Origin of the sequence: Burkholderia sp. SIMBA_051 (assembly GCF_046534915.1) — a bacterium.
Lineage (GTDB): Bacteria > Pseudomonadota > Gammaproteobacteria > Burkholderiales > Burkholderiaceae > Burkholderia > Burkholderia ambifaria.
On record NZ_JAWRXS010000002.1, the window covers coordinates 685040 to 698140 of the forward strand.

A 13101-nucleotide genomic window follows, 5' to 3' on the forward strand; every position below is an offset into this window, starting at 1 on the left:
GAGACTGTTCAAGCGTAGTGCGCTTTGGCGCCGCCCGCTTTGCGCGAGCGCGCGCGGCCGCAAGAAATCGGTAGGTTTCGTCGCTGTTATTCGGCGCGCGCGTCGCGCCGCAGCAGGCCGCTGACCGCATCGCGCGGTGCGACGCCGTCGAACAGCACGCCGCACACGGCTTCGGTGATCGGCATTTCGATCGATTGCGCGCGCGCGAGCGCGAGCACGGCCTGCGCGCAGCGCACGCCTTCGGCCACGTGGCCGAGCGCACCGAGGATGTCGTTCAGCGAGCGGCCGGCCGCCAGTTGCAGGCCGACCGTGCGATTGCGCGACAGGTCGCCCGTCGCGGTGAGGATCAGGTCGCCGAGGCCCGTGAGGCCCGTGAAGGTTTCCGCGCGGCCCCCGAGCGCGACGCCGAGGCGCGACATTTCCGCGAGGCCGCGCGTGACCAGCGCGGCGCGCGCGTTCAGCCCGAGCCCGAGCCCGTCGGCGATGCCCGTCGCGATCGCCAGCACGTTCTTCACCGCGCCGCCGACCTCGACGCCGACCACGTCGTCACCCGTGTAGATCCGCATCGCGCCGTGATGGAACGCGGCGAGCGTGCGCTCGCGGCATTCGGCGGACGTGCTCGCGACCGTCAGCGCGACGGGCAGCGCAAGCCCGACCTCGCGCGCGAAGCTCGGCCCCGACAGCACGCCATTGCTGTGCTGCCCCGGCAGTTCGGCCGCGATCACCTGGTGCGGCAGCAGATGCGTATCGGCCTCGAAACCCTTGCAGACCCATACGACATGCGCGGGCACGCAGCCCGCGTCGCGCATCGCGCCGAACAGCGTGCGCAGGCCGGCCACCGGCGCGGCGATCACGCACAGCGCGTCGTCCGCGGCGCCGTGCGCGAGCGCGGCGCCGAGATCGGCGTCGTAGCGCAGCGCATCGGGCAGCGCGATGCCGTCCAGATAGCGGGAATTTTCATGCCGGGCCTGCAGCCCGGCGATCAGCGCGGCGTCGCGCGCCCAGAGAAGCGTATCGTGCCGCGCGGCCAGATGGCCCGCGAGCGCGGTGCCCCAGGCACCGGCGCCGAGAACGGCTACTTTCATACCCAGCACCGGTCCGGAGTGAAACGTCAGTTCAGCGTCGTGCCATTCGGCGCGCCGTTCGGCGCACCTGCTGCGCCGGCCTGCTGCTGAAGCTGCGCGAGACGCTGCTCGTACAGCGCCTGGAAGTTGATTTCCGCCAGGTGGATCGGCGGGAAGCCCGCACGCGTGATCGCGTCGGCGATGTTCGAGCGCAGGTACGGGAACAGGATCGTCGGGCAAGCGATGCCGACGAGCGGGTCGAGCTGTTCGTCGGGAATGTTGCGAATGTCGAAAATGCCGGCCTGCTTCGCTTCGATCAGGAACGCGACCTTGTCCTTCACCTTCGCGGTGACGGTGCCCGACACGACGACTTCGAACACGCTTTCCGCCAGGCGCTCGGCCTTCACGTCGACTTCGACTTCAACCGACGGCATGTCCTGCTCGAGGAAGATCGCCGGCGAATTCGGCTGCTCGAGCGACATATCCTTCAGGTAGACGCGCTGGATGTTGAAGAACGGTTGATTTTCGACGTCGGACATGGTGTTTCCCTAAAAGTGGTGACGGGGCGGCCCGGCTTCACGCCGGCCGCCTCGGTTGGATCCTGTGCGCCCAAGCCGCGGCGCGGCCGGCGGCCATTCTGCCCTAATCAGGCTGCTTGCAGAAGCGGCAAGAGGCCGCCTTCGCGGTCGAGCTTCGACAGATCGTCGTAACCGCCGACGTGGGTCTCGCCGATATAGATCTGCGGCACCGTGCGGCGGCCCGTGCGCGTCATCATTTCGTCACGGCGGGCCGGATCGCGGTCGATCAGCACCTTCTCGATCTGCTCGACGCCGCGCAGCTTCAGCAGGCGCTCGGCCTGAATGCAATACGGACACACCTGCGTGCTGTACATCAATACCTTGCTCACTTCGCCACTCCTTGTTTGACGACCGGCATCCCGGCCTGCTGCCACGCGGCGACGCCGCCCTCGAGCACGTGCACCTCGGCATAGCCTGCCGCCTGGACCTCGCGCGCCGCCTTCTGCGACTGCTGGCCGTTCTGGCAGACGAGCAGCACCGGGGTGCTCTTGTTTTTAGCGACCTGCGCAATTTTCGCGCCGATCTCGCCGGCGGCGACCTGGCGCGCCGACGGCAGGTGGCCGGCAGCGAAGTCGGTCGCCGCCCGCAGGTCGATCACGACCGCGTTGCGGCGATTGATGAGCTGCGTCGCCTCCGCGGCCGACAGGCCGCCGCGGCCGCGACGCAGCGCGGGCCACGCAAGCAGGCCGCCGGAAACCAGCAGGATCGCGATAAGGGCCAGGTTCGTGTAATCGGTGAAGAACGTCACGGAAATCCGCCGGAAAAAGAGAAATCGGAAAAGGACAATCCCGCCATTATAAAATAACCGTCTTGCGCGATGGCGGACCCGGGCCGGGTACCGCGCGACGCGCCCCGCTTCCCTATCACTACCGACCGCAAGATCCATGTACAAACTCGTTCTCATCCGCCACGGCGAATCGACGTGGAACAAGGAAAACCGCTTCACCGGCTGGGTCGACGTCGACCTGACCGAACAGGGTCGCAACGAGGCCTACCAGGCCGGCGAATTGCTCAAGGAGGCCGGCTACACGTTCGACATCGCGTACACGTCGGTGCTCAAGCGCGCGATCCGCACGCTGTGGCACGTGCAGGACCGGATGGACCTGATGTACCTGCCGGTCGTCCACTCGTGGCGCCTGAACGAGCGCCACTACGGCGCGCTGTCGGGCCTGAACAAAGCGGAAACGGCCGCCAAGTTCGGCGACGACCAGGTGCTCGTGTGGCGCCGCAGCTACGACACGCCGCCGCCCGCGCTCGAGCCGACCGACGAACGCGCGCCGTTCAACGACCCGCGCTACGCGAAGGTGCCGCGCGAGCAGCTGCCGCTCACCGAGTGCCTGAAGGACACGGTCGCGCGCGTGCTGCCGCTGTGGAACGAATCGATCGCGCCGGCCGTCCGCTCGGGCAAGCAGGTGCTGATCGCCGCGCACGGCAACTCGCTGCGCGCCCTGATCAAGTACCTCGACGGCATTTCGGACAGCGACATCGTCGGCCTGAACATCCCGAACGGCGTGCCGCTCGTGTATGAACTCGACGAAGACCTGAAGCCGATCAAGCACTACTACCTCGGCGACCAGGACGCGATCGCGAAGGCGCAGGCCGCCGTCGCGAAGCAGGGCAAGGCGGGCTGACACCCGTCACGCCGGGCGGGCCGCGTCGCGCGGCCTGTCCGGGGCCCGCCCGGGCGCGCGGCGGCGCGAACCTTCGCGGCCCCTGTGCTGTCGAATCCGCTTTCGAATCCGCTGCGCGTCCGGCGGCACCCGGCCGGGGCCCGGGGGCCGGGGCCTCGGGACCGCCGGACCTGAGCCATTTCCGCAGCGTTCCACTGAGTAATCGGACGAACAGTTATACTTGTCCGCTACATCCCCGCTACCGCCACGCGCTTCCCGACCGCACCAGACTCTCTATGCGAATGAAATTGAAGAACATCGGCCTGATTGCCGCGGGCCTCGCCACGGGCGTGTTCGCCACGCTGCAGGTTTCGGCGTCGGCCGAGCAGACCGCCACTGCGCCGCTTCCCCTCGACCAGCTCCGCCTGTTCGCGGAAGTGTTCGGCCAGATCAAGCGCGAGTACGTCGAGCCGGTCGACGACAAGAAGCTGCTGACGGCGGCGATCAAGGGCATGGTGTCGAGCCTCGACCCGCATTCGTCGTTCCTCGACAAGACCGACTACGACGAGCTGCAGGAGCAGACCAAGGGTCGCTTCGCGGGTCTCGGCATCGAGATCTCGCAGGAAGACGGCCTCGTCAAGGTGATCTCGCCGATCGAGGACACCCCCGCGTTCCGCGCCGGCATCCGTCCGGGCGACCTGATCACGCGCATCAACGACAAGCCGGTGCGCGGCATGACGCTCGACAAGGCCGTCAAGCAGATGCGCGGCGAGCCGGGCACCAAGGTCACGCTGACGATCTTCCGCAAGAGCGACGACCGCACGTTCCCGATTACGGTCACGCGCGCGGTCATCCGCGTGCAGAGCGTGAAGATGAAGCTGCTCGACCCGGGCTATGCATACATCCGGATCACGAGCTTCCAGGAGCGCACGACGCCCGATCTCGCCGCGAAGCTGCAGGACATCGCGCGCCAGCAGCCGAACCTGAAGGGCCTGATCGTCGACCTGCGCAACAACGGCGGCGGCCTGCTGCAGAGCGCGGTCGGCGTCGCCGGCGCGTTCCTGCCGCCCGACTCCGTCGTCGTGTCGACCAACGGCCAGATCCCGGATTCGAAGCAGGTCTACCGCGACACCTACGACAACTACCGCCTGCCGTCCTTCGACGGCGATCCGCTGAAGAACCTGCCGCCGGTCTTCAAGACCGTGCCGATGATCGTGCTGACGAACGCGTATTCGGCGTCCGCGTCGGAAATCGTCGCCGGCGCGCTGCAGGATGCGAAGCGCGCGCAGATCATGGGCAAGACGACGTTCGGCAAGGGCTCGGTGCAGACGGTCCGTCCGATGACGGCCGACACCGCGCTGCGCCTGACGACCGCCTACTACTACACGCCGAGCGGCCGTTCGATCCAGAACAAGGGCATCACGCCCGACGTGCCGGTCGATCAGTACGCGGACGGCGATCCGGACGACGTGCTCGTGACGCGCGAGGTCGACTACACGAACCACCTCGCGAACACGCAGGATCCGAACGAGAAGAAGGAACAGGAAGAGCGCGAGCAGCGCCGGATGGATCAGCTGCGCGTCCTCGAGGAGCAGAACGACAAGAAGACGCCGGAGCAACGCCAGAAGGACCGCGATCGCAAGCCGATCGAGTTCGGCAGCGCCGACGACTTCATGATGCAGCAGGCGCTCAACAAGCTCGAAGGCAAGCCGGTGCAGGAATCGAAGTCGCGCCTCGCCGAGAGCACGACGAAGAGCCCGGCCACCAAGGCCGCGACGCCCGCGAAGGCGTCCGGCGCGAAGGCCGCCGCACCGAAGCCCGCGTCGGCACCGCAGTAAGCGCCGGCCGGCATCCGACGGGCCATCGCGGGAAGACCGCGATGGCCCGTTTTTCATGCGCGCCTAAAATAACGCTACGTCCGCCGCCTCGCTCACGACTTCCCATGAACGACGATCAACTCCTTCGCTACTCCCGCCACATCCTCGTCGACGAAATCGGCATCGACGCGCAGCAGCGCTTCCTCGACGCGCATGCGCTGGTGGTCGGCGCGGGCGGGCTCGGCTCGCCGGCCGCGATGTATCTGGCGGCCTCCGGCGTCGGCACGATCACGCTGGTCGACGCCGACACGGTCGACCTCACGAACCTGCAGCGGCAGATCCTGCACGCGACGGCCTCCGTCGGGCGCAGCAAGGTCGAATCGGGGCGCGACACGCTCGCGCGGCTGAACCCGGAAGTGACCGTGCATGCGGTCGCGGCGCGCGTCGACGACGCGTGGCTCGACGAACACGTGCCGCAGGCGGGCGTCGTGCTCGACTGCACCGACAACTTCGCGACGCGCCATGCGATCAACCGCGCGTGCGTCGCGCACGGCGTGCCGCTCGTGTCGGGCGCCGCGCTGCGCTTCGACGGCCAGATCAGCACGTTCGACTTCCGCGACCCGGCCGCGCCCTGCTACGCGTGCGTGTTTCCGGAAGACCAGCCGTTCGAGGAAGTCGCGTGCGCGACGATGGGCGTGTTCGCGCCGACGGTCGGGATCATCGGCGCGATGCAGGCCGCCGAAGCGCTGCGCGTGATCGGCGCGATCGGCACGACGCTCAACGGCCGGCTGATGATGCTCGATTCGCTGCGGATGGAATGGACGACGATGAAGATCGCGCGCCAGGCCGACTGCCCCGTGTGCCAGGGCCGGCACTGACGCGCGCGATGCATGCGCCCGAACGGGCGCATGCGTGACGTTTCGCTACGTTCGCGGCGGTTTCACCGCGCGGCCCGCGTCGCCTAGGCGGCCGCGTCGTCCGCGCGCGGCTCCGCGACCGCCAGGCGCTTGAGCGCCGCCTGCACTTCCTCGGGCTCGAACGCGGCCAGCACGTCGGCCGTCGGCTTCTCGAGCGCCTTCAGGTGCGCGCGCAGGATCTCCTGCTTCACGACCAGCAACTGGCTCGGATGCATCGAGAACTCGGTGAGCCCCATCCCGAGCAACAGGCGCGTGAGCGTCGGATCGCCCGCCATCTCCCCGCACACCGACACCGATACGCCCGCGCGCTTTGCTTCGCGCAGCGTATAGGAGATCAGGTGCAGCACCGCCGGATGCAGCGGGTCGTACAGGTGCGCGACCGCGTTGTCCGCACGGTCGATCGCGAGCGTGTACTGGATCAGGTCGTTGGTGCCGATCGACAGGAAGTCGAAGCGCTTCAGGAACAGCGGCAGCGCGATCGCCGCGGCCGGGATCTCGATCATCGCGCCGATGCGCACGTTCGGGTCGTACGCGAGCCCCGCGTCGTCGAGCTGGCGCTTCGCCTCGCGGATCAGGTCGAGCGTCTGGTCGATTTCCTGCGCGTGCGCGAGCATCGGGATCAGGATCTTCACCTGCCCGAACGCGGACGCGCGCAGGATCGCGCGCAGCTGCGTGAGGAACATCTGCGGCTCGGACAGGCTCCAGCGGATCGCACGCAGGCCGAGCGCGGGGTTCGGCGCCGTCTCGTAGCCTTCGTCGAGCGCCTCGAGCGGCTTGTCCGCGCCGACGTCGATCGTGCGGATCGTCACCGGCATGCCCTTCATCCACTCGACCGCACGCTTGTACGCGGCGAACTGCTCCTCCTCTTCCGGCATCTCCTTCTGATGCATGAACAGGAATTCGGAGCGGAACAGCCCGACGCCGACCGCGCCGGCCTCGACGGCGGCCTTCGCGTCGTCGGGCAGCTCGATGTTCGCGTACAGCTCGATCTTGGTGCCGCACAACGTTTGCGTCGGCGAGAACTTCAGGCGCTGCAGCTTGCGCTGCTCGAGCAGCTTCTCGGACTGGCGGTACGAGTATTCCTCGAGGACGATCGGCGCGGGATCGACGATCACGATCCCCTGGTCGCCGTCGACGATGATCAGGTCGTCCTGGCGGATCAGCGCGCTCGCATGCTGGACGCCGACCGCGGCCGGAATGCCGAGGCTGCGCGCGACGATCGCCGTGTGCGACGTGCGGCCGCCGAGATCGGTGACGAACGCCTGGAACGACTGCGACTTGAACTGCATCATGTCGGCCGGCGCGATGTCGTGCGCGACGACGATCATCTCGTTCTGGCCGCGCGCGGCCGCGCGATCGAGCGCCTGCGACGCGGACGGCGCGCCGGCGAGCGCCTTCAGCACGCGCTCGACCACCTGTTCGATGTCGGCCTTGCGCTCGCGCAGGTATTCGTCCTCGATGTCGTCGAAGTGGCGCGTGAGCAGCTCGAGCTGCTCGGTCAGCGCCCATTCGACGTTGTAGCGGCGCGTGCGCACCAGATCGATGGTTTCCTGCACGAGCATCGCGTCGCTCAGGATCATCGTGTGCACGTCGATGAACGCGCCCACTTCGCTCGGGGTGTCGTCGGTCAGGTCGGCGCGCAGCGCGTTGAGTTCGCGATGCACGACTTCGCGCGCCGTGCGAAAACGCTCGACCTCGGCGTCGATCTGGTTCGCCTCGATCAGGTAATGGGCGACGTCGAGCGCCGCCGGCGCGATCAGATACGCTCGCCCGATCGCGATACCACGTGAGACGGGAATGCCATGCAGCGTGAAGGACACGCGCACCTCCTCTGTACAAGTAAAGCCGCGGCACACCGCTGCGATGCGCTTATGACCCCGGGTAGCGATTATAAATTCCGTCCCTCCATGCTGACTGCATGCACCGCAGCATTGTGCGTTCCGCACCAATGCTCGGGACGAAAAAAATGCCGCGGAAAACGCGGCATTCTGCTCGGAAACGGCAACGATCCCGCGCGGGGATCACTGACCTTCGCCGAATTTGTCCGCGATCAGCTTGAGCAGCGCATCCATCGCTTCGCGCTCGTCGGGACCTTCGGTCTCGATCGTCACCGAGCTGCCGATGCCCGCCGCGAGCATCATCACGCCCATGATGCTTTTCGCGTTGATCTTGCGCCCGTTGCGCGTCATCCAGACTTCCGACTGGAAGTTGCCGGCCAGTTGCGTAAGCTTGGCCGATGCGCGTGCATGGAGCCCCAATTTGTTGACGATGGTGGTTTCTTGTTGAAGCATGATTCTCGGTCGGGTCGGTCGAGGCCGCCGGCGAGGTGCGGCGGCTCGGTCTAAAACGGGAAAACGGGCAATCAGTGCGATTCGGTGCGCGGTTGCGGCTCGGGCGGAATCGGCGCGCACTGGCCGCAGCCGGCTTCGGTCGGCGGCGGCGGCGTGCCGGCCGCCACTTCATGAACGCCCTTCGCGCCGCCGGACAGCGCCTTGTCGACGAGCTTGTCGAGCGGCACGGTACGGTAGCAGACGGCCCGCACCAGCATCGGCAGGTTCACGCCCGCCAGCACGCGCACGTTATCGAGCTTCGCGAGCTGGCCCGCGATGTTCGCGGGCGTCGCGCCGTACATGTCGGTCAGCACGACGACGCCGTTCTCTTCCCTGAGCCGCGCGAGCTCCGCATGCGCGAACGCCATCACCTGGGTGGGGTCGCTGTCCGCCAGCACGTCGATACAGCCGATGCGCGCGGGCACGCCGCCGTAGATGTGCGCGATGCAGTCCCGCAACGCGGTGGCGAGCGGCGCGTGCGCGATGATCAGAATCCCGGCCATGTCAGACCGCCTCCGGCCGCCCCTGGCGGGCCGACGCCCCGCGGCGGGGCCACGAGCATAGCGAGTATGGGAATCGTTTCATGTTCAGCCTTGCAACGGTTTCGGCCCGACCGCCGGGCCTTCGGCGCGCTGGTCGCGGCACCGGGCAAGCGGGCATTGTAGCAGGCCGGTCGAACGGCTCCGGCGACGGGGGGCCTGCGCGGCCGCCGCCGGAATTGCGCGCGAAGCGGGCTACGCGGCCGCCCGCTCCAGCGCGTCGATGAACATCGCGGCGACGTCGAAACCCGTCTGCTCCATGATTTCGCGGAAGCACGTCGGGCTCGTCACGTTCACCTCGGTCAGCCAGTCGCCGATCGCGTCGAGCCCGACCAGCAGCAGCCCGCGCGCGGCGAGCACCGGCCCGAGCGTCTCGGCGATCTCGCGGTCGTGCGGCGTCAGCGGCTGCGCGACGCCCAGCCCGCCCGCGGCGAGATTGCCGCGCACCTCGCTGCCCTGCGGGATCCGCGCGAGCGAATACGGCACCGGCTCGCCCGCGATCAGCAGGATGCGCTTGTCGCCGGCCGTGATCTCGGGGATGAACTTCTGAATCATCAGCGAGCGCGTGCCGTCATGGCCGAGCATCTCGATGATGGCGCCGAGATTCATCCCGTCGGCCTTCACGCGGAACACGCCCATCCCGCCCATCCCGTCGAGCGGCTTCACGATCACGTCGCCGTGCGCGGCGTGGAACGCACGCAAGCGCGCGGCGTCGCGCGTGACGAGCGTCGGCGCGACGAACTGCGGAAACTCGCCGATCGCGAGCTTCTCCGAGTGATCGCGGATCGACTGAGGCTTGTTGAACACGCGTGCGCCTGCCCGCTCGGCCAGCTCGAGCATCCAGGTCGCCGTCACGTACTCCATGTCGAACGGCGGATCCTTGCGCATCAGCACCGCGCCGAACGACGTCATCTGACGCGATTCGTGGGCGCCTGCCTCGTACCACGGATGGCGATGCAGGTCGGCCGTGTCGCCGACGATCGTCACGCGCTGCACGTCCGCCTCGACGCCCGAGCCCGTCCATGCGAGCTGGTGCGGCTGGCATGTGTACACCGCATGCCCGCGCCGCGCGGCCTCCGCCATCATCGCGTAGGTCGAATCCTTGTAGATCTTGAAGCGCTCGAGCGGGTCGGCGATAAAGAGAATGTCCATGCGGGTCCTGTACGTAGCGAAGCCGTTACACCTGGATGGCTTCGGGATCGGTCTTTTCCAGTTCGATCGACGACGCGATCAGCGACAGGCGCGCGACGACGCCGTACATGTAGAAACGGTTCGGCGGCGCGGCGCCCGGCTTGGCGCCGGCATCCGGCAGCGCGGTGTGCTCGAAGCCGAGCGGCACGTAGTGCATGCCCGGCGCGTTCAGGTTCTGGTCGCGCTCGCGGCCGCCGTGCGTGCGGTAGAAGCCGCCGACCACGTAGCGGTCGATCATGTACACGACCGGCTCCGCGACTTCGTCGCCGACGCGCTCGAACGTATAGACGCCTTCCTGCACGATCACGTCGCGCACCGCGAGGCCGGCCTTCGACTCGGCCATCTGCGTACGCTCGGCCTTCGACATGCGGCCGATCTCGGCCGCATCGTGCACGGTCATCACGCCGCGCCCGGCGGTGCCCGCGTCGGCCTTCACGACGACGTACGGCTTTTCGCTGATCCCGTATTCGCGGTACTTGCGCGCGATCTTCTTCAGCACGCCGTCGATCGCGTCGGCGAGCGCCTGCTCGCCTTCATGCGCCTGCCAGTCGACGCCTTCGACGTGCGCGAAATACGGATTCACCATCCACGGATCGACGCCGACCATCTTCGCGAACTTCTTCGCGACGTCGTCGTAGCACGAGAAGTGCGTCGACTTGCGGCGCACGGCCCAGCCCGCGTGCAGCGGCGGCAGCAGATACTGCTCGTGCAGGTTTTCCAGCACGGCGGGGATCCCGGCCGACAGGTCGTTGTTCAGAAGGATCGAGCACGGATCGAAATTCTTCAGGCCGAGGCGGCGCTGCGAACGCTCGAGCGGTTCGAGCACGATCTTCTGGCCGTCGGCCAGCGTGATCGGCGTCATGTCGGTGATGCTCGGATCGAGCGAGCCGAAACGCACGTTCAGGCCGGCCTGGCGCATGATCGTCGCGAGCCGCGCGACATTTTCGAGGTAGAACGCGTTGCGGGTCGGCAGCTCGGGAATCACGAGCAGGTTCTTCGCGTCCGGGCAGATCTTCTCGATCGCGGCCATCGCGGCCTGGACGGCGAGCGGCAGCACTTCGGACGGCAGATTATTGAATGCGCCGGGGAACAGGTTCGCGTCGACGGGCGCCAGCTTGAAGCCGGCGTTGCGCAGGTCCACCGAACAATAGAACGGCGGGGTGTGTTCCTGCCATTCGAGCCTGAACCAGCGTTCGATCGCAGGCGTCGCGTCGAGGATCTTCTGCTCGAGTTCGAGCAGCGGACCGTTCAACGCGGTAACGAGGTGGGGAACCATGAATCACTCGCGAGCGGGAGAATGAAGATTGTAGAGCAATTGCTTTGCCCATTTGGGGATTGTTCCCGGCTTCACAAGGATTTGGAGGAAGTTTTCGGCTATTGACCCGATAGGTCGAAGGGTTATGCGCTGCGGCGGCACGACGCAGGAGAAAAAAACGCCCGCCGGGTGGGCGGGCCGAAGTCGCTGCGCTCATTCGTGGCGGGCGCCGTCTGCGCGGCGGCCCGCCGTCATCCGTACGACTTATTCGACGTGCTCGCCGTGCAGCACCACGTCGAGGCCTTCGCGCTCTTCCTCTTCGCTCACGCGCAGGCCGATCGTCAGGTCGATCAGCTTCAGCAGCACGAAGCTCAGCACGCCGCTGTACACCAGCGTGATCAGCACGCCCTTCGCCTGCAGCAGCAGGCTGCCGTCGAAACCGCCGATGTCCTTCACCGCGAACACGCCGGTCAGCAGTGCGCCGAGCACCCCGCCCACGCCGTGCACGCCGAACGCGTCGAGCGAATCGTCGTAGCCGAGCTTCGACTTGAGCCACGTCGCCGACCAGTAGCACACGACGCCGGCGGCGATGCCGATCACGAGCGCACCCGGCACACCGACGAAGCCGGCCGCCGGCGTGATCGCGACGAGACCCGCGACCGCACCCGACACGATGCCGAGCACCGACGGCTTGCCGTGCGTGAGCCACTCGGCGAACATCCAGCCGAGCGCCGCGCAGGCCGTCGCGATTTGCGTCGTCAGCATCGCGAAGCCGGCACGGCCGTCGGCCGCGACCGCGGAACCCGCGTTGAAGCCGAACCAGCCGACCCACAGCATCGAGCCGCCGATCATCGTCAGCACGAGGTTGTGCGGCGCCATCGATTCACGGCCGAAGCCGACGCGCTTGCCGAGCATCAGGCACGACACGAGGCCCGCGATACCGGCGTTGATGTGCACCACCGTGCCGCCCGCGAAGTCGAGCACGCCGTCCGCCGACAGCCAGCCGGTCGGCTCCCACACCATGTGCGCGATCGGCACGTAGACGATCAGCGACCAGAGCGTCATGAACACGAGCATCGCCGAGAACTTCATCCGGTCGGCGAACGCGCCGCAGATCAGCGCCGGCGTGATGATCGCGAACGTCATCTGGTAGACGAAGTAGACCGATTCCGGAATCGTCGTCGCCAGGTGGCTGACGGTCAGCGTGGTCGCCTTGTCGCCCTTCACGTAGGTCATCCCGTGCAGGAACACGCGCGACAGGCCGCCGATGAAGCCGTTGCCCGGCGTGAACGCGAGGCTGTAGCCGACCACCGTCCACAGCACCGTGATCAGCGCGGTGATCGCGAAGCTCTGCATCACGGTCGCGAGCACGTTCTTCTTGCGGACCATGCCCGCGTAGAACAGCGCGAGGCCGGGGATCGTCATGAACAGCACGAGCGCGGTGGACGTCAGCATCCACGCGGTGTCGCCCGCGCTGATCTTCGACGAATCGACGGAGAACGGCGCGGTCGGCGCGGCGGGGGCAGCCGGCGCGGACGCAGCCGCGGCAGCCGATGCGTCGGCGGCCGACGCGGGGGCGGCGGCAGCGGCAGGCGCCGATGCCTCGGTGGCGGCCGGGGCCGCAGCGGCCGAAGCGGCTGCCGTTGCATCGGACGCCGTTGCGGCGGGCGCGGACGCGGCCGAAGCCGCGTCGTCCGCGAGCGCGGGGCCGACACCGGCCGCGATCAGCGAGCCTGCCATCAGCAGGGACATCAGAAGTTTGCGCATCTCGGGTTTCCTCTTGTTGCTTGTCTTTGTCTG

Annotated in this window: 13 protein-coding genes; 3 read left to right on the forward strand and 10 right to left on the reverse strand. The window is 67.6% G+C overall.

Features of this window, described 5'->3' with window-relative positions:
* Window positions 1-86 precede the first annotated feature (86 nt).
* The 4 genes from SB771_RS07140 to SB771_RS07155 form a co-directional block, all read right to left on the reverse strand.
* Window positions 87-1085, reverse strand: coding sequence for an NAD(P)H-dependent glycerol-3-phosphate dehydrogenase (locus SB771_RS07140; protein ID WP_006752067.1), 999 nt, complete (start codon window positions 1083-1085; stop codon window positions 87-89).
* 26 nt (window positions 1086-1111) lie between these two features.
* Window positions 1112-1603 (reverse strand): protein-export chaperone SecB, encoded by a 492-nt coding sequence (gene secB, locus SB771_RS07145; RefSeq protein ID WP_006752068.1) that lies wholly within the window; start codon window positions 1601-1603, stop codon window positions 1112-1114.
* A gap of 107 nt (window positions 1604-1710) precedes the next feature.
* Entirely contained in the window at window positions 1711-1971 is a 261-nt protein-coding gene (gene grxC / locus SB771_RS07150) for a glutaredoxin 3 (RefSeq protein WP_011658009.1), read from the reverse strand.
* The gene (locus tag SB771_RS07155) at window positions 1968-2390 is read right to left on the reverse strand and encodes a rhodanese-like domain-containing protein (protein ID WP_011658010.1); all 423 of its coding nucleotides are present in this window, start codon (window positions 2388-2390) and stop codon (window positions 1968-1970) included. The genes grxC and SB771_RS07155 overlap by 4 nt, the downstream gene beginning before the upstream one ends.
* Window positions 2391-2526: 136 nt before the next feature.
* On the opposite strand from SB771_RS07155, the gene gpmA reads away from it, so the two are divergent.
* From gpmA to SB771_RS07170, 3 genes are all read left to right on the forward strand, one after another.
* Window positions 2527-3273 (forward strand): 2,3-diphosphoglycerate-dependent phosphoglycerate mutase, encoded by a 747-nt coding sequence (gene gpmA / locus SB771_RS07160; RefSeq protein WP_126228559.1) that lies wholly within the window; start codon window positions 2527-2529, stop codon window positions 3271-3273.
* A 275-nt stretch (window positions 3274-3548) separates the two neighbouring features.
* The gene (locus tag SB771_RS07165; RefSeq protein WP_011658012.1) at window positions 3549-5090 is read left to right on the forward strand and encodes a S41 family peptidase; all 1542 of its coding nucleotides are present in this window, start codon (window positions 3549-3551) and stop codon (window positions 5088-5090) included.
* Window positions 5091-5194: 104 nt separating this feature from the next.
* A complete protein-coding gene (locus tag SB771_RS07170; RefSeq protein ID WP_105832967.1) occupies window positions 5195-5947 on the forward strand; it encodes a HesA/MoeB/ThiF family protein in 753 nt (250 codons plus the stop codon).
* 83 nt (window positions 5948-6030) lie between these two features.
* Here the strand turns inward: SB771_RS07170 and ptsP are convergent, their stop codons facing one another.
* The 6 genes from ptsP to SB771_RS07200 all read right to left on the reverse strand — a co-directional run bounded on the left by ptsP (window position 6031) and on the right by SB771_RS07200 (window position 13068).
* Window positions 6031-7806 (reverse strand): phosphoenolpyruvate--protein phosphotransferase, encoded by a 1776-nt coding sequence (gene ptsP, locus SB771_RS07175; RefSeq protein WP_012364778.1) that lies wholly within the window; start codon window positions 7804-7806, stop codon window positions 6031-6033.
* Window positions 7807-8007: 201 nt separating this feature from the next.
* A complete protein-coding gene (locus SB771_RS07180; protein WP_006752075.1) occupies window positions 8008-8277 on the reverse strand; it encodes an HPr family phosphocarrier protein in 270 nt (89 codons plus the stop codon).
* Between the two features lie 71 nt (window positions 8278-8348).
* Window positions 8349-8819 carry a PTS sugar transporter subunit IIA gene (locus tag SB771_RS07185; protein ID WP_006752076.1) on the reverse strand — a complete coding sequence of 157 codons (471 nt, stop codon included), beginning with the start codon at window positions 8817-8819 and terminating at the stop codon, window positions 8349-8351.
* Window positions 8820-9050: 231 nt separating this feature from the next.
* Window positions 9051-10007 (reverse strand): glutathione synthase, encoded by a 957-nt coding sequence (gshB, locus tag SB771_RS07190; RefSeq protein ID WP_165752076.1) that lies wholly within the window; start codon window positions 10005-10007, stop codon window positions 9051-9053.
* 25 nt (window positions 10008-10032) lie between these two features.
* Window positions 10033-11322 (reverse strand): glutamate--cysteine ligase, encoded by a 1290-nt coding sequence (gene gshA / locus SB771_RS07195; RefSeq protein ID WP_006752078.1) that lies wholly within the window; start codon window positions 11320-11322, stop codon window positions 10033-10035.
* 243 nt (window positions 11323-11565) lie between these two features.
* Complete coding sequence (locus SB771_RS07200) at window positions 11566-13068, reverse strand: ammonium transporter (RefSeq protein WP_175662498.1); 1503 nt, start codon at window positions 13066-13068, stop codon at window positions 11566-11568.
* Window positions 13069-13101 lie beyond the last annotated feature (33 nt).